We start from the raw sequence: 20,385 nt of genomic DNA on the forward strand, positions 1-20,385 counted from the left end.
AGCTGGCAGGGGGGCGACTCTCAAGCGTACCCCGGTGCTCAGTGGGTCAGGGACGCCGTGAGGTCCGGGGCCGAGGCCCTGGCCCAGACCCCGGGGAGCGCCCGCTCGGCGTCCGCCGCGGCGGCCTCCTCGTGTCCGTACAGAAGTCCCCAGGTGAAGGCCGATTCGCCGGCCCCGTGGGCCACGATCGCGAGCTCGCGCAGGGCGCCCCTGGCGACGACGGCGTCCTGGTGCTCGCCGAGCAGGCTCTGGACGGCTTTCACTCGTTTCGCGAGCCGCTTCGCGGGCTTCCCGAGGGTGGGGCGGGCGGCCTCGGCCGCGTAGCGGGCGCGTTTGGCCGCCTTGCGGGCCTCGTGGAGGGCGAGGTCGCGTTCGTGCTGGGGTTCGAGGGAGAGGGCGTGTCCGATCCGGCCGGCGAGGCGGGCGTGGTCCTTGCGGACGGCGCGGGCGAGGACCGTCCGGGCGTCGCCGGCGGCGTCCTTCCGCAGCGGCGGGTCGGCGAGGAGCGCGTCGAGGGCGCCGAGGAGGGTGAGGTGGCGGGCGGAGTCGAGGGCGGCGAGGGCTTGGCGGCGGGCGTTCCTGCCGTGGGCGGCGTCACGGCGCCGCAGCCGGGCCTTGACCGGGCCGAGGACCAGGGGGCGGGGCAGCTCACCGAGGCGGGCGCGGAGCCGTTCGTCGAGGACCTCCTGGTCGCGGGCGACGCCGAGTTCTCCCGCGAGCCATTTCAGTTCCTCGCCGATCGGGTCGGTGACCTCCCGGTCGAGGACCTTCTTGTACGTCTTGAAGGCGCTGCGCAGCCGGCGGCAGGCGACCCGCAACTGGTGGACGGCGTCGGGCAGGTCGCGCCGCACGGCGGGGTCGTACGCGACGATCGCCTCGACCTGGTCCCGTACGTAGGCGAGGACGGCGGCTCCGGCGGTGCCGGGCTCGGCGGGCGGCTCCGGCGCGGCCGCGGGCGCCTCGGGCTCGACGCCCGTCTCGGCGAGCGCGCGGGACAGTTTCGACGGGGAGTCCGAGGGCCGGATGCCGGCCTTCCTGAGGCGTTTCTCGACGGCGTCGAGGACGGCGGGGTCGGTGTCGTCGGCGAGTTCGACCTCGATCTCGGTCCAGGCGGCCTCTCCCCCGCTCGTGAGGCCCTCGGCGTGGACGGTGTCCACGGAGAGTTCGGCGAGGAGGGTGCCGTCGCCGTCGTGGAGGTGGCGGACGTCACGGGAGGAGCGGAGGCGGACGACGGGGACGATCTCGGCGTCCCGGACGCGGGAGCGCAGGAGCCCCGCCAGGGACCGCGGGAGCGTGTCCGAGAGCGGGGCTCTGATCTCGTCGCGGATGCCGGAAGCGACGGGGAACTTGAGGTGCCAGCCGGCGTCCGCGCCGCCGGTGCGACGGCGCAGGGTGAGTGCGTCGGCGGCGAGCCGCAGGTCGGGTGTGTCGTAGTAGACGGCGTCGAGTTCGGTGACGCCCTCGTCGGTGACCGAGGCCACCCCGGCCGCCCGGGTCAGGTCCGGGAGGCCGGTCCGGGAGGTGGCTTCGTACTTCCGCTCGATCTCTCGCTTCGTCTCCGCCATGAATCGAATCTAGACGGGAAGTGAACTCCGCGGGAGTACGCCTGTCAGCCTGTCCGGAAATCCCCTGGGGGATGCGCCGGACGTCCTCTAGGCCGTCATGGGCCGCTGGACCCTGATCGACTGGAGCAGTCCGATCGCCACCCACACCGCGAACATCGACGAGCCGCCGTACGAGACGAACGGCAGTGGCAGGCCGGCGACCGGCATGATGCCGAGCGTCATGCCGATGTTCTCGAAGGACTGGAAGGCGAACCAGGCGATGATCCCGGCCGCGACGACCGTGCCGTAGAGCTCGGTGGTCTCGCGGGCGATCCGGCAGGCCCGCCAGAGGACGACGCCGAGGAGCAGCAGGATCAGGCCGGCGCCGACGAAGCCGAGCTCCTCCCCCGCCACCGTGAAGACGAAGTCGGTCTGCTGCTCGGGCACGAACTGGCCGGTGGTCTGGGAGCCCTTGAAGAGTCCGGAGCCGAGGAGGCCGCCGGAGCCGATCGCGATCCGGGCCTGGTTGGTGTTGTAGCCGACGCCGGCCGGGTCGAGGTCGGGGTTGGCGAAGGCCGCGAAGCGGTTGATCTGGTACTCGTCGAGCATGCCGAGCGCGGTGACGAGCACCGCGCCGCCGACGCCGGCGCCGATCAGTCCGAGGACCCAGCGGTTGGAGGCACCGGAGGCGAGCAGCACGCCGAGCACGATGACCGCCATGACCATGACCGAGCCGAGGTCCGGCATCAGCATGACGATGCCCATGGGGAGCGCGGCCAGGGTGAGGGCCTTGGCGACGGTGCGGTGGTCGGGGTGGATCTGGTCGCCCGCGTCGACCTTCGCGGCCAGCAGCATCGCCATCACCAGGATGATCGTGATCTTCACGAACTCACTGGGCTGGAGCGAGAAGCCGCCGCCGATGACGATCCACGCGTGGGCGCCGTTGATGGTGGCGCCGAGCGGGGTGAGGACGGCGAGGATCAGCACGATCGAGAGGCCGTAGAGGACCGGGACCGCGCCCCGCAGGGTGCGGTGGCCGAGCCAGATCGTGCCGATCATCAGGGCGACGCCGATGCCGGTGTTGAGCAGGTGCCGGAACAGGAAGTAGTACGGGTCGCCGTTGTTGAGCTCGGTGCGGCCGCGGGTGGCGGACCAGACGAGCAGCGCCCCGATGAAGGAGAGCGCGAGCGAGGAGAGCAGGATCGGCCAGTCGAGCCGGCGGACCACCGAGTCGCGGGCGGCCAGCTTGGCGAGCGTGCCGCGCTCGGGGGCGTACCGGGAGATGGAGAAGCCGTGGGGTGCGGTCATCGGTTCAGTCCCTCCGCCAGGCGGCGGGCGGGCCCGCGAGTTCCTGCTGGTCGGGCTTGTCGGGGTCGGCCTGGCCCGGGTCGGCCGGGTCGGCCGGGTCGGGCTGCTGGGTGCCGTCCGGCGTGTTCAGGGGCGCGTCGGGGTCGATCTTCCCGACCTCCGGGTCGTACGGCTTGATCTTCGGGGCGTCGATGGAGCCGTCGGCCTCGATCTTCGGGAGGGTCTTCTGCGGCTGCGGCAGCAGGGCCCGCCTGAGGTCCTGCTTGCCGGCGTCGTCGAGCCCGTAGAGCGCGTCGTAGATGTTGCGGACGGCGGGGCCGGAGGCGCCGGAGCCCGTACCACCCTGGGCGATCGTCATGACGATCGCGTAGTCCTTGGTGTACGTGGCGAACCAGGAGGTCGTCTGCTTGCCGTAGACCTCGGCGGTACCCGTCTTGGCGTGCATCGGGATCTTGTCCTGCGGCCAGCCGCCGAATCGCCAGGCGGCCGTACCGCGGGTGGCGACTCCCGCGAGGGCTTCCTCTATCAAGGCCTGCGTCTTGGTGTCCATGGGGAGCCTGCCGTGCGCCTTGGGCTTGATCTCGGTGACCTTCTTGCCGTCGGGGCTGACGATCGCCTTGCCGACGGTGGGGTTCCAGAGGGTGCCGCCGTTGGCGATGGCCGCGTAGATGGTGGCCATCTGGATGGGGGTGACGAGGGTGTCGCCCTGCCCGATGGAGTAGTTGACGGAGTCACCGGCGCGCATCAGGTTGCCTTCGAGGCAGTTCTCGTACGAGAGCTGCTGGACGTACGTGCCGCCCTTCTTGCCGATGCGGCACCAGTAGTCCTTGTTGTCCGCCCAGAAGTCCTGCTTCCACTTCCGGTCGGGGACACGGCCGGTGACCTCGTTGGGGAGGTCGATGCCGGTCTCGGCGCCGAGGCCGAACTGATGGGCCGTCTTGTAGAACCAGTCCTTGGCGTCCTTCTTCGGCTTCATCCCGCCGTCCTTCTGCCACTGCTGGTGGGAGAGGGCGTAGTAGACGGTGTCGCAGGAGACCTCAAGAGCCTGGCCGAGGGTGATGGAGCCGTGGCCCTGGGACTCGAAGTTCTTGAAGACCTGGTTGCCGATGGAGTACGAGGAGGGACACGGGTAGCGCCCGTTGAAGTCGTATCCGGCGTTCACGGCGGCGGTCGTCGGGATGACCTTGAAGATCGAGCCGGGGGCCGCCTGGCCCTGGATGGCCCGGTTGAGGAGCGGGAAGTTGGAGTCCTTGCCGGTGAGGGCCGCGTAGTCCTTGGCGGAGATGCCGCCGACCCAGGCGTTGGGGTCGTAGTCGGGCTGGGAGGCCATGGCGACGATCCGGCCGGTCTTGTTCTCCATGACGACGACGGCGCCGGAGTCGGCCTTGTAGTTCTCGCTGGTGTTCTTGTCGTGCACCTTGCGGGCCTCGACCATCGCGTTGTGCAGCTCCCACTCGGCGACCGCCTGCACGCGGGCGTCGATGGAGGTGACGACGTTGGAGCCGGGGACCGCGGGGTCGTTCTTGGCCTGGCCGATGACCCGGCCGAGGTTGTCGACCTCGTAGCGGGTGACGCCGGCCTTGCCGCGCAGTTCCTTGTCGTACGTGCGCTCCAGGCCGGAGCGGCCGATCTGGTCGGAGCGGAGGAACGGCGAGTCGGTGTCCTTGGCCTTCTCGATCTCGCTGTCGGTGACGGGCGAGAGGTAGCCGAGGACCTGCGAGGTGCGGGCCTTGCCGGGCGCCGGGTAGCGGCGTACGGCGGTGGGTTCGGCGGTGATGCCGGGGAAGTCCTCGGCGCGCTCGCGGATCTGGAGGGCCTGCTGGGTGGTGGCCTCGTCCGTGACCGGGATCGGCTGGTAGGGCGAACCGTTCCAGCAGGGCTTCGGCGTCTTGGAGTCGCAGAGCCTGATCTTGTTGATGACGTCGTCGGGCTTCATGTCGAGGACGTCGGCCAGCCGGGTCAGGACCGCCTTGCCGCGGTCCTTCATCTTCATCATCTCGGTGCGGGACGCGGAGACCACGAGCCGGGTCTCGTTGTCTGCCAGCGGGACGCCGCGGGCGTCGAGGACGGAGCCGCGCACGGCGGGCTGCACGACCTGCTGGACGTGGTTGTTCTTCGCCTCGTCCGTGTACTCCTTGCCGTTGCGGATCTGGAGGTACCAGAGCCGGCCCCCCAGGGTCAGCAGCAGCGAGAAGACGAGGATCTGGATGACGACGAGCCGGATCTGGACCCGAGGGGTCCGCCCTGTCTCGGGGATGTTGCTCATACGGCCGGGGCCCCCTCGGTCACAGTCGCTTGACTCCCTTGATGCGTCCGGCCCGTGAGGCGCGGCTCCGGGCGGTCTTCACCCGCAGGCCGCCTCGCTGGTTCCCGATCCTCAGGCCGGTGCCGGAGGAGAGCCAGCCGGAGGCGACGTCGGCGCCGTTGCCCCCGCCGGCGTCGGCGAGCGGGTCGTTCTCCGCGCGGCGGGCCAGCGCCATGATGAGCGGCACCGTGAAGGGCGCGAGGAGCAGGTCGTACACGGCCGCGGTGAACAGCAGGAACCCCAGGCCGACATGGCGGGCGGCGGTGTCACCGACGAGGGCGCCCACCCCCGCGTACAGCAGGGTGGAGCCGACGGCGGCCGCGACGACGACGGCCATCGGGCCGGTCGCGGAGGTCAGCCGGCCGTTCTCCGGGCGGGCCAGGCCGACGAGGTAGCCGATGACGCAGAGCACGAGGGCGTAGCGGCCGGCGGCGTGGTCGGCGGGCGGGGCCAGGTCGGCGAGGAGGCCGGCGCTGAAGCCGATGAGCGAGCCGCTGACCGGCCCGTACACCAGGGCCAGGCCGACCACGGTGAGGAGGACCAGGTCGGGCACGGCGCCGGGGAGCTGGAGCCGGGCGAGCACGGAGACCTGCACGACCAGGGCCACCACGATCAGGGTGGCGGAGAGGAGGATCCGGTTGAACTTCACGGTGTCGCGTCCCCCTGGTCCCGGCCCTGCTGGTTCTGCTGGTTCTGGCCCTGCTGGTTCCGCTGTCCGTCGGCGGCCTGCTGCCCGTCCGCCGGCGTCGGCGTCACCGTGACGGTGACGGTCGGCGCGGGCTTGGGCTTCTGCGGCAGGACCATGTCGCGCGGGTCGGCCCGGGGGGCCTGGACGACGACGCCGACGATGTCGAGCTTGGTGAAGCCGACGTACGGGCGGACGTAGATGTTGCGGGTCAGGCCGCCGCCCGCGGGGTCGACACGGACGACCTCGCCGACCGGGACGCCCGGCACGAACGGCTTGTCGGCGCGCGAGCCGAAGGTGACGAGCCGGTCGCCGGGCTTCACCTTGGCCTTGCCGTTGAGGAGCTGCACGAGCAGCGGGCGGTCGCCCTGGCCGGTGGCGAAGCCGAGCTCGTCCGACTTCTCCATGCGCGTACCGACGGTGAAGTCGGGGTCGTTGGCGAGCAGCACCGTGGACGTCGACGGGCCGACGGTGGTGACGCGGCCGACGAGCCCGGAGCCGTTCAGGACGGTCATGTCCCGCTTGATGCCGTCGCGGGCGCCCACGTCGACGGTGACGGTCCAGGAGAAGCCCTGGGCCGCTCCTATGGCGATGACCTGCGCGCCCTTGATGCCGTACTGCCCGGCGCCGGCGGTCTTCAGGATGGAGTCGAGCTCGCGCAGCCGGTTGCGGTTGCGGTCGTCGCTGCCGAGCTCCGCCTTGAGCTCGGCGTTCTCCTTCTCCAGGGCGGCGATCCGGGTGTGCCGCTCGCCGGAGTCCCTGACTGCGCCTATGGCGTTGCCGATGGGATCGACGGCGGCCGCCACACCGTTCTCGACCGGCCCGAAGACCGCCGCTGCGGCCTGCCGGGCACCGTCGACGGGTGACTCCTGGCCGCCGCGGATGTCCACCGTGATCAATGCGAACGCGATGGCGATCAGCAGCACCAGGAGCAGCCGGCTCTCTCGTGTGTCCCTCACGTGCGGCGGCCGTGCCTTTCCTCGTGGTTCGGTTGTTCGGCTGTGCGGTGGTACGGCCGTGCGGTGGTGCTCGCGTGGGCCGTACGGGTGGTGCTAGCGGCGCGGCTGGGCGTCCAGGACCTGCTGGAGGGCCTCGAACTCCTCCACGCACTTGCCGGAGCCGAGGGCCACCGAGTCCAGCGGGTCCTCGGCGATGTGGATCGGCATTCCGGTCTCGCGGCGGAGGCGCTCGTCGAGCCCGCGCAGCAGGGCGCCGCCACCCGTGAGAACGATGCCGCGGTCCATGACGTCACCGGAGAGCTCCGGCGGGCACTTGTCGAGGGTGGTCTTCACGGCGTCGACGATGGCGTTGACCGGCTCCTCGATGGCCTTGCGGACCTCGGCGGCCGAGATGACCACGGTCTTGGGCAGACCGGAGACGAGGTCGCGGCCGCGGATCTCGGTGTGCTCGTCCTTGTCGAGGTCGTACGCGGAGCCGATGGTGATCTTGATCTGCTCGGCGGTGCGCTCACCCAGGAGGAGCGAGTACTCCTTCTTGATGTGCTGGATGATCGCGTTGTCCAGCTCGTCGCCGGCGACCCGGATCGACTGTGCCGTGACGATTCCGCCGAGGGAGATCACGGCGACCTCGGTGGTGCCGCCGCCGATGTCCACGACCATGTTGCCGGTGGCCTCGTGGACCGGGAGGCCCGAGCCGATGGCCGCCGCCATGGGCTCCTCGATGATGTGCACCTGACGGGCGCCGGCCTGCGTGGAGGCCTCGATGACGGCGCGGCGCTCCACTCCGGTGATGCCGGAGGGCACGCAGACGACGACCCGGGGGCGGGCCAGGTAGCGACGCTTGTGGATCTTGAGGATGAAGTAGCGGAGCATCCGCTCGGTGATCTCGAAGTCGGCGATCACGCCGTCCTTCAGGGGCCGGACGGCGACGATGTTGCCGGGCGTCCGGCCGATCATCTTCTTCGCCTCGGCGCCCACCGCGAGGATGCCGCCGGTGTTGGTGTTGATGGCGACGACGGACGGCTCGTTGAGGACGATGCCACGCCCCCTGACGTACACCAGCGTGTTGGCAGTCCCGAGGTCGATAGCCATGTCACGGCCGATGAACGACATTGAGTTCCCCTTGTTTCCCATGAGGATGCTTCGGGCCTTCCCCAGCGAGCGTTGACGGCTGCTCAGGCAGGCGAAACGGTGCTGAAGTGGGTGGCTGAAGGTGGTGCGGCGTGGAGTTTTCCATCGTAGTGCCGCCCGCCCGGATACCGCGCGGTGGTCCACCTCTGTACAGGTGACGGTAGGACGCGGCGATCCGTTCCCGGGATCGGCGTTCATATGCCTGGGGGCGACCGAATTCCATCGGTCGCCCCACAGGCTGCTGCGTTCGGCTGACGCCGAGTCAGCGATGTCGGGTCCGCTCAGGCGAGGCCGGGGAAGAAGATCTTCAGCTCGCGCAGGGCCGACTCCTCCGAGTCGGAGGCGTGGATCAGGTTCTCCCGGACGATGGTGCCGAAGTCGCCGCGGATCGAGCCGGGCGCGGCGGCGATCGGGTCGGTCGGACCGGCCAGCTGGCGGACGCCCTCGATGACCCGCTCGCCCTCGACGACGAGCGCGACGACGGGGCCGGAGGACATGAAGCCCATCAGCGGCTCGTAGAAGGGCTTGCCCTTGTGCTCGCCGTAGTGCTGCTCCAGGGTCTCCTGGTCCAGCTCGCGCAGCTCCAGGGCCGCCAGGGTCCAGCCGGCCTTGCGCTCGATGCGGCCGATGATCTCGCCGACCAGGCCACGGCGGACGGCGTCGGGCTTGAGCAGGACGAGCGTGCGCTGGCTCACGGGGGAACTCCTTCGGGAAAGCGGTGTGCGGGACCTCCGAGGCTACAGGCCCCGCACGCCCCTCGATTACGCAGCGTCAGGCCCTGCCGAGGCCCCCGCGGCCTGGGCCTCGGCCCACCGTGCCTTGATGTCGTCGATCCGTCGCCCATAGTGAACGGAGGCCCACCACAGACCGGCGAAAACCGCCCCGAGGAAGAACATCGTCGGCACGACGAAGCCGCTGAGGATCAGGCCGATCTGCAGGGCCCAGCCGAGCTGCACACCGCCGGGGCGGGTGACCATCCCACAGAGCAGCACCGAGATGACCATCGCGGCACCGCAGACCCACCAGACGGTGGACATCGCGAGACTGTCGTCCTTCATCGCGACGAGACCGGCGAAGCCGATCACGAAGAACTCGCCGATGAGCGTCGAGGAACAGAGCGTACGCATCGGGTTCAGCCCCTTCGCAGCAGCAGCCGGGCGTCGCCGACCGTGAAGATCGAACCGGTCACGAGGACACCCGCGCCGCCGTACTCGGCCTCTTCCTCCGCGAGCGTGATGGCCGCCTCCAGGGCGTCGGGCAGCCGCGGCTCCACGACGACCCGGTCCTCGCCGAAGACCTCGACCGCAAGGGCGGCGAGCGCGTCCACGTCCGTGGCACGGGGGTTGGAGTTCGCCGTGACGACGACCTCCGCGAAGATCGGCTCGAAGGCCTCCAGGAGGCCCCTGGCGTCCTTGTCGCCGCTCGTGGAGACCACGCCGACCAGCCGCGAGAAGCCGAAGGCCTCGCTGACGCCCTCCGCCGTCGCCCGCGCGCCGTGCGGGTTGTGCGCGGCGTCCAGGATCACCGTCGGGGACGAGCGGACGATCTCCAGCCGGCCGGGCGAGGCCACCTGGGCGAAGGCCTGCCGGACCGTGTCGAGGTCCAGGGTCCGCGCGTGCTCCGCGCCGATCCCGAAGAAGGCCTCGACCGCGGCCAGCGCCACCGCCGCGTTGTGCGCCTGGTAGGCGCCGTGCAGCGGCAGGAAGATGTTGTCGTACTCGCCGCCCAGACCGCGCAGGGTGAGGAGCTGGCCGCCGACCGCGACCTCACGGGCGACGATGCCGAACTCCATGCCCTCGCGGGCCACGGTGGCGTCCGCCTCGACGGCCTTCTTCAGCAGGACCTGCGCCGCGTCCACCGGCTGCTGGGCCAGGATCACGGTCGCGCCCTGCTTGATGATCCCGGACTTCTCGCCGGCGATCTCGGCGGTCGTCCCGCCGAGCCGGTCCGTGTGGTCCAGGTCGATGGGGGTCACGACGGCGACGGAGCCGTCGATGACGTTCGTCGCGTCCCAGGTGCCGCCCATGCCGACCTCGACGACGGCCGCGTCGACCGGGGCGTCGGCGAAGGCCGCGTACGCCATTCCGGTGAGGACCTCGAAGAAGGAGAGCCGGTACTCCTCGCGGGCGTCGACCAGCTCCACGTACGGCTTGATGTCCTGGTACGTCTCGACGAACCGCTCGGCGGAGATCGGGGCGCCGTCCAGGCTGATGCGCTCGGTGATGGTCTGCACGTGCGGGGAGGTGTACCGCCCGGTGCGCAGCTCGAAGGCGCCGAGCAGGGCCTCGATCATGCGGGCCGTCGACGTCTTGCCGTTGGTGCCGGTGACGTGGATCGACGGGTACGCGCGCTGCGGGTCGCCGAGGACGTCCATCAGGGCCGCGATCCGGGTGACCGAGGGCTCCAGCTTGGTCTCGCCCCAGCGGGTGGACAGCTCGGTCTCGACCTCGCGCAGGGCCTTGTCGAGCTCCGGGTCCTCCGGGCGGCTGGGCACCGGGTCGCCCTGGGGCCGGCCGCCCTGGGTGCGCAGGGTGCGGCTGCCGGCCTCGATCACCGCCAGGTCGGGGTCTCGGTCGGTCTCGGCGTCGACGATGTCGTCGAACTGGTCACTCGGGTCGCTCGGCTCGCTCACGGGCCCAGTCTACGGAGCGGTACCGACAGGACATTGGACCCACCCCTTTCGGGACCTTCGGTCCACCGTCCGCCGCACCGGCCGGGCAAACTTGGCGATCATGGACATAGGGATCGACCTCGGCACGGCCAACACGCTCCTCTACGCACGGGGCCAGGGCATCGTGCTGAACGAACCGTCGGTGGTGGCGGTGCAGGAGGGCTCGCGGCAGGCGCTCGCGGTCGGCACGGAGGCGAAGGAGACCATCGGGCGCACGCCGGGTTCGATCACCGCGATCCGCCCGCTGCGGGACGGCGTGATCAGCGACTACGAGGCGGCCGAGGAGATGATCCGGCACTTCGTACGCAAGGCCGTCCCGGGCCGCCGCCGGCCCCGTACCCGCATGGTGGTGTGTGTGCCGAGCGGGGTCACCCAGGTCGAACGGCGGGCCATCGTGCACGCCTCGCTCTCGGCCGGCGCGCGGGCGGTCCATCTGATCGAGGAGCCGATGGCGGCGGCGATCGGCGCCGGGCTCCCCGTCTCCTCCCCGCGCGGCTCGATGGTCGTCGACATCGGCGGCGGTACGACCGAGGTGGCGGTGATCTCGCTCGGCGGGATCGTCACGGCCCAGTCCCTGCGGGTCGGCGGCGACCGTCTCGACGCGGCCGTCACCGACTACGTCCGCAAGCGGCACTCGCTGCTCATCGGCGAGCGGACCGCCGAGGACGTCAAGGTCGCCATCGGTACGGCCTGGCCGGTGCCGGGCGAGGAGGAGCGCGAGGGCGCGACCTTCACCGTGCGCGGCCGGGAGAAGGTCAGCGGACTGCCCCGGACGGTGGAGCTGACGGTGCCCGAGGTGCGGGCGGCGCTCGACGAGCCCGTCGAGGCGATCATCTCGGCGGTGCGGGTCACCCTGGAGGAGTGCCCGCCGGAGCTGTCCGGCGACGTCATGGAGCACGGCATCGTGCTGACCGGCGGCGGGGCGCTGCTGCCGGGCCTCGACCTGCGGATGGCCTCGGCGACGGGCATCCCGGTCTTCGTCGCGGACCGGCCGCTGGACTGCGTGGTGCTGGGGTCGGGTCGGTGCGTGGAGGACTTCGACGGGCTGCAGCGGGTGATGGGGAAGGCGGAGACGGTGCGCTGACCGCGCCTCAGCGGGTGACGAGCCCCGTCGACGCCGGGCGGACGGACTCCGCGGGTGCCGGCACGACGGCCGACGGACTCCGCGGCACGACGGCCGACGGACTCCGCGGGTGCCGGCACGACGCCCGACGGTCTCCGCGGGTGCCGGCACGACGCCCGACGGACTCCGCCGGTGTCAGCGCCGCAGGCCCGTCGGCAGCAGCGCCGTCACCTCGTAGCCGTCGCCCTCGCGGCGGGCCTTCAGGGTGCCGCCCATGCTGGTGACCCGTTCCTCCATGGAGAAGAGCCCGGTGCCGGTGGAGACCGGGGCCGGGTCCGGCGGGGTCTTCGGCAGCGGGTTGCGGACCTCGATGCGCAGGTCGGGGCCCTCCACCGTGATCTCGACCGTCACGGGCAGCCCGGGGGCGTGCTTGGCGGCGTTCGTCAGGCACTCCCGCACGACCCGGTGGACGGCGGCCTGCCGCAGCGGCGAGAGGGCCTTCGCCTCCTCGGCGACGGACAGCTCGACGGGGCTGCCCATCCGCTCGCTCTCCCCGGCGAGCTCGGCGAGGCCTTCGAGGCCGGGGGTGGCCGCGTCCCGGCGCACGATCGTCTCGTTGAGCATGAGGTGGGCGCGCCGGGCGGTGTCCGCGAGTTCCTCGAAGTCCTTCTGGTGGGCCTCGCCCCTGGCCCGTACGGCGAGGACCTCGGCCCGCACCGCGAGCACGGTCAGCTCGCGGCCGACCAGGTCGTGGACGTCCCGGCCGACGGAGATCCGCTCCTCCTGGACGGCCTGCCGGGCGGCGGCCTCGCGCCGCTGGACCTCCAGCGCGCGGACGAGGTCCTGCCGGTACGCGGCGATGCCGACGCCCGCCGCGAGGACACCGATCGGGACGACCAGGCTCAGGAAGTCGCTCAGGGTGTCGCCGTGCCGGGCGGGCCAGCCGGGGGTCAGGAAGAGGCCGTAGGCGACGCCGACGTACAGCAGGGTGGCGACGACGGCGGCGCGGCGGCCCCGGTACCGGCCGATCGAGTACAGCGCGAACTGGATCATGGTCAGCTCGTGCAGCCAGCCCATCAGGCCGAGCGCCACCACGTACGGCACCCAGGGCAGCCGGCGCCGGAGCACCAGGGTGGCGGCGCCGGCCGCGAGGACCAGGGTGGCGGTGACGCCGGTCAGGGAGTTGTCGGCGCGGGCGAGCCCCGGCACGTCCAGGCACATGAGGCCGAAGGCGCTGAGCGCGGCGACGACGTCGAGGGCGCGGGGCGAGACCGCCCACCGGTCCACGCATCGACGGAGCGCGGGGACGGTGGGGAGGCGGAGCATGCCTTCCATCATCCAAGGTCTTTCGTCCCGACGACGCGGACCTGAAGTCCCGTCTGATGTGACATCGGGCACTTCGTCCCTATTCCTGTTTCACTCGGAACCGTGCACGACGCCTCACAGGAGCAGCTGTCCTTCGCCGCCGCACTGCTCGACGCGCTCCCCCAGGCCGCGCTCCTCCTCGACCGTGACCTGCGGGTCGTCCGCATCAACCGCCGCTTCGCCACGCTCCTCCGGCTGCCCGACGGCGCCGGCCTCTCCCCCGGCACACCGCGCGAGCGGGTGGTCGACCTGGTGGCCGGCCTGCTGGCCCGTCCGGAGGAACGGAGGCGCCTCCTGGAGGAGAGCGAGACGCACGGGCCCGTCACCCGCTCGACCGACTACCACCTGCGGGACGGCCGGACGCTGCGCCGCCGGCGGGCGCCCGTCCTCGACGACGGCGAACTGCTCGGCCATCTGTGGCTGGTCGAGGACGTGACGCGGCGCAGCGAGGCCGAGGACGGCCTGTACGAGCAGGTACGGAAGCTGGCGGCGCTCGCCGACGAACGGGCGGCGTTCGCCGGACGGGCCCTGCACGAGCTGCGGACCCCGCTCGCCACCGTCCTCAGCTTCGCCGAACTGCTCCTGGACCCCGCGGGCGGCCCCCTGAGCCAGGAGCAGGCCTCCTACGTGGACGCCATCCGCCGCAACGCGATCAGGATGCGGTCGGTCGCCGAGAACCTGCCGAAGGCCGCCACCGGGGGTCCGACGGCCGAGCCCCGGCTCGGGCAGGTCCTCGTCCACGAGCTGATCGAACGGGTGGTCCTGGAGGCGCTCCAGCGGGCGGACGGCGCCGGGCCGTACATCGCCGCCGACTGCCCGCCGGGCGGGCCGCCCCTCGTCGCCGACGCGGGCATGCTGACGGGCGCGATCGAGGAGCTCCTGGCGAACGCGCTGCGCTTCACCCCGGAGGACGGGCGGGTCGAGGTCGTGGGCAGGGCCGCCGACGACCACTGGACGATCGAGGTCCGGGACAACGGCATCGGGGTCCCGATGGAGTACCACGAGGAGATCTTCACCCCGTTCGTCCGGGCACCCAACGCCCGCCGCGGCGGCTTCCCCGGCACCGGACTCGGCCTGGCGGGCGCCCTCGACACCGTGCGACTGCACGGCGGGACGATCACGGTCCGCGACCACGACGGCCGGCCCGGCGCGGTCTTCACCGTCCGGCTGCCCGTCACCAGCCGCCCATGACCAGGCTCCTGATCGTCGAGGACGACCCGGACCTGGCCCTGGCGCTCCGGGTCCTCCTCACCCGACGGGGCTACGAGGTCTCCGTCGCCGCCGACGGCCGCGAGGGCCTCCGCCTCCTCTTCGCGCAGCGCCCCTCCCTCATGGTCCTCGACCTCCTCCTCCCCGCCCTCGACGGCTGGGAGGTCCTGGACCGCACCCGGGACATGAGCGACCTGCCGGTCCTGGTCCTGTCGGGCCTGGGCGACGTCGACGACCGGGTCCGCGGGCTGCGCTCGGGCGCCGACGACTACCTGGTCAAACCCTTCGCCCACACGGAGCTCCTGGCCCGCGTCGAGGCGCTGCTCCGCAGGTCGGGGCCGCGCCAGTGGGCCGGCGAACCGGTGGAGGAGGACCTCCGGCTGGTCCCGGAGCGCCGCGCCGCCCTCTGGCAGGGCAGCGAGATCCGGCTCAGCGACATCGAGTACCGGCTGCTCCAGCTCCTCGTCCGCAACCGGGGCCGGGTGGTGACCACGGAACAGCTCCTGGACCAGGTCTGGGACGACACGACGGCCATCGGCCGCGACCGGGTGAAGTTCGCCGTCCTCCGCCTGCGCCGCAAGCTGCGCACGGCGGGCGGCCCCGGCTCCCGGGACCCGCTGGAGGCGGTCCGGGGCCTGGGGTACCGCTACGAGAGCGGGGCGGGGCCCTGACGGTCCCACCGGCAGGGACCGGGGCCCGGCGGGAGATCCCACCGGCCGGACGGGACCTTGGTCCCGGCCGGCACCGGCCGGACGGCCCGGACGGACGTCCCGACCCACCCCGGCCCGCACCACCGCAACCGTCCGGCAACCGAGGACCACCGCACGACGCGACCGAGGCCCGTCACTTTCGACGGTATGAAGACTCTCCCCGCCCGCAGCGTCGCCGTCGTCCTCGGTACCCGTCCCGAGCTGGTCAAGCTCGCCGAGCTGATCCGGGCCCTCGGTCCCGCCGCCCGGGTCGTGCACACCGGACAGCACTACGACGACGCGCTCTCCGGCGACTTCCTCGACGAGCTGGGGCTGCCCGAGCCCGAGTATCTGACCGGGGTCGGCGGGCAGCCGCGGGCCGTGCAGGTCGCCGCCGCCCTGACCGGCCTCGACGAGCGTTTCTCCGCCGAGCCGCCGCTCGCCGTCGTGGTCCAGGGCGACACCAACGCCGCCCTCTCCGGCGCCCTCGCCGCCAACGCCCGCGGCCTCCCCCTCGTCCACGTCGAGGCGGGCCTCCGCAGCCACGACCGGGCCATGCCCGAGGAGCACAACCGGGTCCTCATCGACCGGCTCGCCGACGTGCTCTGCGCGGCCACCCCCGACAACCGCGCGCTGCTGCTCGCCGAGGGCGTGGCGGAGGACCGGATCGCCGTCACCGGCAACACCGTCGTCGAGGCCGTCCACGACCACCTCCCGCCGCCCGCGGAGCGCGCCCGGCTGCTCGCCGTCAGCGGTCTCGTCCCCGACGGCTACGTCCTCGCGACCGTCCACCGGCCCGAGAACACCGACGACCCCGCCGCCCTCACCGCCGTCCTGGAGGAGCTCGCCGCCCTCGCCCGCGACCTGCCCGTCGTCCTCCCCCTGCACCCCCGCACCCGCGCCCGGATCGAGGCGGCCGGACTGCTGCCGCTCCTCGACGGACTGACGGTGCTGCCGCCGGCCGGCTACGGCACCTTCCTGGCCCTGGCCCGGCACGCCGCCCTGATCGTCTCCGACTCCGGCGGCATCCAGGAGGAGACGACCGTCCTCGGCCGCCCCCTGGTCGTCGTCCGGCGGTCCACCGAACGCCCCGAGTCCCTCACCGACTTCGCGGACCTCGTCGAGCCCGGCCCGGGCCTCGGCGAGGCGGCCCGCCGCCGCCTCGCCGAGGGCGGACCCGGCCTGCGCCGCCTGGCCACCCTCCCCAGCCCGTACGGCGACGGCACCGCCTCCCACCGGATCGCGGCCCTGATCACCGATCTGGTCACCGCCACCCGCTCCCGCGACCTGACCGCCCTCGCGGCCTGACCCGCCTCCCCCGGAGACCCCCATGAGCCTCCACCTCCTCCTGTACGTGTTCCCCTTCCTCCTGCTCGCCGGCTTCCTCGTCTACTGGGCGGGGGCCCGGCACTCCTACGCCCGCCGCCGCCCCACCGAGGCCGGTGACCCGGCCGCCTACGACTGGCACTTCTTCGTTCCCTGCCGTGACGAGGAGGCCGTCGTCGCGACCACGGTCACCCGGCTGCGCACCGACTTCCCCGTAGCGCACGTCTGGGTCATCGACGACGCCAGCGACGACCTCACCGCCCCGATCGTCACCGCGCTCGCCGAGCGGGACCCGCGCGTCCACCTGGTCTCCCGCCGCCGGCCCGACGCCCGCGTCGGCAAGGGCGCGGCCCTCAACGCGGCCTACGCGGCCCTGGACGCACACCTCGGCGAGGCGGACCGGGCCCGCGTGATCGTCTGTGTCGTCGACGCCGACGGCCAGGTCTCCCCCGACGCCCTCGCCTACGTCAGCGGCCCGGACGCCTTCGGCGACCCGGACATGGGCGGGGTGCAGATCGGCGTGCGGATGCGGAACGTCGACGACGAACGCCCCCTCGAACACCGGGGCCGACTCGGGAACGCGTACGCCCGGCTCCTCATCCGCATGCAGGACGTCGAGTTCGCCGTCTCCAACACCGGCATGCAGCTGCTGCGCCGCCGCACCGGCTCCGTCGGCCTCGGCGGCAACGGCCAGTTCACCCGGCTCACCGCACTGGACCGGATCGCGGCGGCCGAGCGCCGCCCGTGGCAGCGGGACGCCCTCCTGGAGGACTACGAGCTCGGCCTGCACATGCGCCTCGCCGGCTACGGGGTCACCCATGTCGCCGACACCTGGGTCACCCAGGAGGCACTCCCGTACACCCGCCGCTTCCTGACCCAGCGGACCCGCTGGGCGCAGGGCAACATCCAGTGCGTGCGGTACGCGAACCGGATCGTCGGCTCCCGCCACTACCAGGCCCGGGGCGTCCTGGAGTCCCTCTACACGTTCTTCCAGCCCCTCGCCCACCTGGCGACGCTGGCGCTGACGGTCGTCATGCTGATCGCCCTCGCCACCGGCGGCGGCACGGCCGAGGTGCTGCTCGCCGCGTGGCCGCTCGCGCTCGCGCTGGCCGTCGTGTCGATCGTCCCGTTCCTGCTCTGGGGACCGGTCTACCGGCGCGAGTTCGCTCCGGACCGCTCCCGGCTGAAGGGCCTGCTGTGGGGGTTCGCGCTCTGGCTGTACGCATACCACCTGTTCATCGTCTCGGCACGCGGCTTCGTCCGGCTGCTGCGCGGCCGGACGGGCTGGGCGAAGACCCGGCGGAACGCCGAGGCGGCGGGCGTCGGCCCGGTCGCGACGGAGGCCTGAGGGGTACGCGGACACGCGGAAGGGGCCCGGAACCGAGTCGGTTCCGGGCCCCTTCCGTACGGGTTACGCCTGCGGCAGGGTCGCCAGCTGCGTCTGGATACGGGCGATGTCCTCGTCCGCCTTGGCGAGCCGGCTCTTGATCTTGTCCACGACGTTGTCGGGGGCCTTGGCCAGGAAGGCCTCGTTCCCGAGCTTGGCCTCGGCCTGGGCCTTCTCCTTCTCCGCCGCCGCGAGGTCCTTCGCGAGGCGCTTGCGCTCGGCCTCGACGTCGATCGTGCCCGACAGGTCGAGCGCGACCGTCGCCCCGGCGACCGGCAGGGAGGCGGTGGCGGAGAAGCCCTCGCCCTCCGGCTGGAGGCGCAGGATCTGACGGATGGCCGCCTCGTGCGCGGCGAGCGTGGTGCCCTCCAGCGCGAGGCGGGCGGGCACCTTCTGGGCGTCCTGGAGGCCCTGCTCCTTGCGGAACCTGCGGACCTCGGTGATGACCCGCTGGACGAGGGCGATCTCCTGCTCGGCGGCCGCGTCGCGGAAGCCGCTGTCCTTCGGCCAGTCGGCGATCACGACGGACTCGCCGCCGGTCAGCGTGGTCCACAGCGTCTCGGTGACGAACGGGACCACCGGGTGCAGCAGGCGCAGCATGACGTCGAGGACCTCGCCGAGGACCCGGCCGGAGACCCGGGCACCCTCGCCGCCGGCGAAGAACGTCGTCTTCGACAGCTCGACGTACCAGTCGAAGACCTCGTCCCACGCGAAGTGGTAGAGGGCGTCCGACAGCTTCGAGAACTGGTAGTCGTCGTAGAACGCGTCGACCTCGGCGACCGTCTTGTTGAGCCGCGACAGGATCCAGCGGTCCGTGGCGGACATCTCGGACGGGTCGGGCAGTTCGCCCTCGACGGTGGCGCCGTTCATCAGCGCGAAGCGGGTGGCGTTCCAGATCTTGTTGGCGAACTTGCTGGAGGCCTGGACCCAGTCCTCGCCGATCGGGACGTCGACGCCCGGGTTGGCGCCGCGGGCCAGGGTGAAGCGGACGGCGTCGGAGCCGTACGTGTCCATCCAGTCCAGCGGGTTGACGACGTTGCCGAAGGACTTCGACATCTTCTTGCCGTTCTGGTCACGGACCATGCCGTGCAGGGCGATGGTGTGGAACGGCGGGGTGCCGTCCATCGCGTAGAGACCGAACATCATCATCCGGGCGACCCAGAAGAAGAGGATGTCGTAGCCGGTGACCAGGACGGAGTTCGGATAGAACTTCTCGAGGCTCTCGGTCCGCTCGGGCCAGCCGAGCGTGGAGAACGGCCACAGGCCGGAGGAGAACCAGGTGTCCAGGACGTCGGTGTCCTGGTGCCAGCCCTCGCCCGTCGGCGGCTGCTCGTCCGGTCCGACGCAGACGACTTCGCCGTCCGGGCCGTACCAGACGGGGATGCGGTGGCCCCACCACAGCTGGCGCGAGATGCACCAGTCGTGCAGGTTGTCGACCCAGTCGAAGTACCGCTTCTCCATCTCCTGCGGGTGGATCTTGACCTTGCCGTCGCGGACCGCGTCACCGGCGGCCTGCGCGAGCGGGCCGACCTTGACCCACCACTGCATCGACAGGCGCGGCTCGATGGTGGTCTTGCAGCGCGAGCAGTGGCCGACGGAGTGGGTGTACGGACGCTTCTCGGCGACGATCCGGCCCTCGGCGCGCAGCGCGGCGACGATGGCGGAACGGGCCTCCAGACGGTCCAGGCCCTGGAAGGGGCCGTGGGCAGTGATGATGGCGCGCTCGTCCATGACGGCGAGGTTCGGCAGGTTGTGGCGCTGGCCGATCTCGAAGTCGTTCGGGTCGTGCGCCGGGGTCACCTTGACGGCGCCGGTGCCGAACTCGGGGTCGACGTGGGTGTCCGCGACGACCGGGATCGTGCGGTCGGTCAGCGGCAACTTGATCTGGCGGCCGATCAGGTGCTTGTACCGCTCGTCGTCGGGGTGGACGGCGACGGCCGTGTCGCCGAGCATCGTCTCGGCGCGGGTGGTGGCGACGACCAGGGAGTCGTCACCCTCTCCGTACCGGATCGAGACGAGCTCGCCGTCGTCGTCCTGGTACTCGACCTCGATGTCCGAGATCGCCGTCAGGCAGCGCGGGCACCAGTTGATGATGCGCTCGGCGCGGTAGATCAGCTCGTCGTCGTAGAGCTTCTTGAAGATGGTCTGGACGGCCTGGGACAGACCCTCGTCCATGGTGAAGCGCTCACGGGACCAGGCGACGCCGTCACCCAGACGCTTCATCTGGCCGGAGATCTGACCGCCGGACTCGGCCTTCCACTGCCAGACGCGCTCGACGAAGGCCTCGCGGCCCAGGTCGTGGCGGGACTTGCCCTCCTTGGCGAGCTCGCGCTCGACGACGTTCTGGGTGGCGATGCCGGCGTGGTCCATGCCGGGCTGCCACAGCGTCTCGAAGCCCTGCATGCGCTTGCGGCGGGTGAGGGCGTCGATCAGCGTGTGCTCGAAGGCGTGGCCCAGGTGCAGGGACCCGGTGACGTTAGGCGGCGGGATGACGATGGTGTACGGCGGCTTCTCGCTCTTCGCGTCCGCCTCGAAGTACCCGCGCTCTACCCAGCGCTCGTACAGCGGCCCCTCTACCTCGGCCGGCGCGTACTGGGTCGGCAGTTCGGTGGTGGGCGCTGTCTGCTGCTGAGTGTTCTCGGTCACGGGGCCAGTTTAGGGGTGTCTCGGTGCTGTCCTGAAACGCTTTGGTTCGGTAACGGTGTGGCCCCCGCCGCACTGACGCCCCCGCGGTTCCGCCAGG

The 20,385-nt window shown here is 71.9% G+C and carries 16 protein-coding genes; 5 read left to right on the forward strand and 11 right to left on the reverse strand.

Going from position 1 to position 20,385, the window contains the following annotated elements:
• Nucleotides 1-38 precede the first annotated feature (38 nt).
• From ACIP8Z_RS14835 to ACIP8Z_RS14875, 9 genes are all read right to left on the reverse strand, one after another.
• Nucleotides 39-1,565, reverse strand: coding sequence for a CHAD domain-containing protein (locus ACIP8Z_RS14835; protein ID WP_402083104.1), 1,527 nt, complete (start codon nt 1,563-1,565; stop codon nt 39-41).
• 87 nt (nt 1,566-1,652) lie between these two features.
• The gene (rodA, locus tag ACIP8Z_RS14840; RefSeq protein WP_402083106.1) at nt 1,653-2,852 is read right to left on the reverse strand and encodes a rod shape-determining protein RodA; all 1,200 of its coding nucleotides are present in this window, start codon (nt 2,850-2,852) and stop codon (nt 1,653-1,655) included.
• Nucleotides 2,853-2,856: 4 nt separating this feature from the next.
• Nucleotides 2,857-5,118 carry a penicillin-binding protein 2 gene (gene mrdA / locus ACIP8Z_RS14845; protein ID WP_402083108.1) on the reverse strand — a complete coding sequence of 754 codons (2,262 nt, stop codon included), beginning with the start codon at nt 5,116-5,118 and terminating at the stop codon, nt 2,857-2,859.
• Between the two features lie 19 nt (nt 5,119-5,137).
• Nucleotides 5,138-5,806 (reverse strand): rod shape-determining protein MreD, encoded by a 669-nt coding sequence (gene mreD / locus ACIP8Z_RS14850; protein ID WP_209494857.1) that lies wholly within the window; start codon nt 5,804-5,806, stop codon nt 5,138-5,140.
• The gene (mreC, locus tag ACIP8Z_RS14855; RefSeq protein WP_402083110.1) at nt 5,803-6,801 is read right to left on the reverse strand and encodes a rod shape-determining protein MreC; all 999 of its coding nucleotides are present in this window, start codon (nt 6,799-6,801) and stop codon (nt 5,803-5,805) included. Before mreC ends, mreD begins: the two co-directional genes overlap by 4 nt.
• A 93-nt stretch (nt 6,802-6,894) precedes the next feature.
• Nucleotides 6,895-7,914, reverse strand: a complete 1,020-nt coding sequence (locus ACIP8Z_RS14860; RefSeq protein WP_030317599.1) for a rod shape-determining protein — start codon at nt 7,912-7,914, stop codon at nt 6,895-6,897.
• A 299-nt stretch (nt 7,915-8,213) separates the two neighbouring features.
• The gene (ndk, locus tag ACIP8Z_RS14865) at nt 8,214-8,627 is read right to left on the reverse strand and encodes a nucleoside-diphosphate kinase (RefSeq protein WP_109185942.1); all 414 of its coding nucleotides are present in this window, start codon (nt 8,625-8,627) and stop codon (nt 8,214-8,216) included.
• 66 nt (nt 8,628-8,693) lie between these two features.
• The gene (locus tag ACIP8Z_RS14870) at nt 8,694-9,059 is read right to left on the reverse strand and encodes a DUF4233 domain-containing protein (RefSeq protein WP_402083113.1); all 366 of its coding nucleotides are present in this window, start codon (nt 9,057-9,059) and stop codon (nt 8,694-8,696) included.
• Between the two features lie 5 nt (nt 9,060-9,064).
• Nucleotides 9,065-10,564, reverse strand: a complete 1,500-nt coding sequence (locus ACIP8Z_RS14875) for a bifunctional folylpolyglutamate synthase/dihydrofolate synthase (protein ID WP_402083116.1) — start codon at nt 10,562-10,564, stop codon at nt 9,065-9,067.
• A 100-nt stretch (nt 10,565-10,664) separates the two neighbouring features.
• Here ACIP8Z_RS14875 and ACIP8Z_RS14880 point away from each other — a divergent pair, with 100 nt between their 5' ends.
• Nucleotides 10,665-11,687 carry a rod shape-determining protein gene (locus ACIP8Z_RS14880; RefSeq protein ID WP_402083119.1) on the forward strand — a complete coding sequence of 341 codons (1,023 nt, stop codon included), beginning with the start codon at nt 10,665-10,667 and terminating at the stop codon, nt 11,685-11,687.
• 174 nt (nt 11,688-11,861) lie between these two features.
• Here ACIP8Z_RS14880 and ACIP8Z_RS14885 read toward each other — a convergent pair whose 3' ends face one another.
• Complete coding sequence (locus tag ACIP8Z_RS14885) at nt 11,862-12,992, reverse strand: sensor histidine kinase (RefSeq protein ID WP_402083122.1); 1,131 nt, start codon at nt 12,990-12,992, stop codon at nt 11,862-11,864.
• A 102-nt stretch (nt 12,993-13,094) separates the two neighbouring features.
• Between ACIP8Z_RS14885 and ACIP8Z_RS14890 the strand changes: the two genes are divergently transcribed.
• From ACIP8Z_RS14890 to ACIP8Z_RS14905, 4 genes are all read left to right on the forward strand, one after another.
• Nucleotides 13,095-14,222 carry an ATP-binding protein gene (locus ACIP8Z_RS14890; RefSeq protein ID WP_402083125.1) on the forward strand — a complete coding sequence of 376 codons (1,128 nt, stop codon included), beginning with the start codon at nt 13,095-13,097 and terminating at the stop codon, nt 14,220-14,222.
• Nucleotides 14,219-14,911, forward strand: coding sequence for a response regulator transcription factor (locus tag ACIP8Z_RS14895; protein WP_402083128.1), 693 nt, complete (start codon nt 14,219-14,221; stop codon nt 14,909-14,911). The genes ACIP8Z_RS14890 and ACIP8Z_RS14895 overlap by 4 nt, the downstream gene beginning before the upstream one ends.
• 186 nt (nt 14,912-15,097) lie before the next feature.
• Nucleotides 15,098-16,237 (forward strand): non-hydrolyzing UDP-N-acetylglucosamine 2-epimerase, encoded by a 1,140-nt coding sequence (wecB, locus tag ACIP8Z_RS14900; RefSeq protein ID WP_402083130.1) that lies wholly within the window; start codon nt 15,098-15,100, stop codon nt 16,235-16,237.
• A gap of 22 nt (nt 16,238-16,259) precedes the next feature.
• A complete protein-coding gene (locus tag ACIP8Z_RS14905; protein WP_402083132.1) occupies nt 16,260-17,603 on the forward strand; it encodes a glycosyltransferase family 2 protein in 1,344 nt (447 codons plus the stop codon).
• Nucleotides 17,604-17,666: 63 nt separating this feature from the next.
• On the opposite strand, the gene ACIP8Z_RS14910 is transcribed toward ACIP8Z_RS14905, so the two are convergent.
• Complete coding sequence (locus ACIP8Z_RS14910; protein ID WP_402083134.1) at nt 17,667-20,288, reverse strand: valine--tRNA ligase; 2,622 nt, start codon at nt 20,286-20,288, stop codon at nt 17,667-17,669.
• Nucleotides 20,289-20,385: the final 97 nt, after the last annotated feature.

The organism is Streptomyces sp. NPDC088553 (assembly GCF_044752965.1).
Taxonomy (GTDB): Bacteria; Actinomycetota; Actinomycetes; order Streptomycetales; family Streptomycetaceae; genus Streptomyces.

Excerpts from the sequence above, each read along its gene's own strand:
- ACIP8Z_RS14835 (WP_402083104.1), bottom strand. The coding sequence starts at position 1,565 with ATGGCGGAGACGAAGCGAGAGATCGAGCGGAAGTACGAAGCCACCTCC.
- rodA (WP_402083106.1), bottom strand. The coding sequence starts at position 2,852 with ATGACCGCACCCCACGGCTTCTCCATCTCCCGGTACGCCCCCGAGCGC.
- mrdA (WP_402083108.1), bottom strand. The coding sequence starts at position 5,118 with ATGAGCAACATCCCCGAGACAGGGCGGACCCCTCGGGTCCAGATCCGG.
- ACIP8Z_RS14860 (WP_030317599.1), bottom strand. The coding sequence starts at position 7,914 with ATGTCGTTCATCGGCCGTGACATGGCTATCGACCTCGGGACTGCCAAC.
- ACIP8Z_RS14870 (WP_402083113.1), bottom strand. The coding sequence starts at position 9,059 with ATGCGTACGCTCTGTTCCTCGACGCTCATCGGCGAGTTCTTCGTGATC.
- ACIP8Z_RS14880 (WP_402083119.1), top strand. The coding sequence starts at position 10,665 with ATGGACATAGGGATCGACCTCGGCACGGCCAACACGCTCCTCTACGCA.
- ACIP8Z_RS14885 (WP_402083122.1), bottom strand. The coding sequence starts at position 12,992 with ATGCTCCGCCTCCCCACCGTCCCCGCGCTCCGTCGATGCGTGGACCGG.
- ACIP8Z_RS14895 (WP_402083128.1), top strand. The coding sequence starts at position 14,219 with ATGACCAGGCTCCTGATCGTCGAGGACGACCCGGACCTGGCCCTGGCG.
- wecB (WP_402083130.1), top strand. The coding sequence starts at position 15,098 with ATGAAGACTCTCCCCGCCCGCAGCGTCGCCGTCGTCCTCGGTACCCGT.
- ACIP8Z_RS14905 (WP_402083132.1), top strand. The coding sequence starts at position 16,260 with ATGAGCCTCCACCTCCTCCTGTACGTGTTCCCCTTCCTCCTGCTCGCC.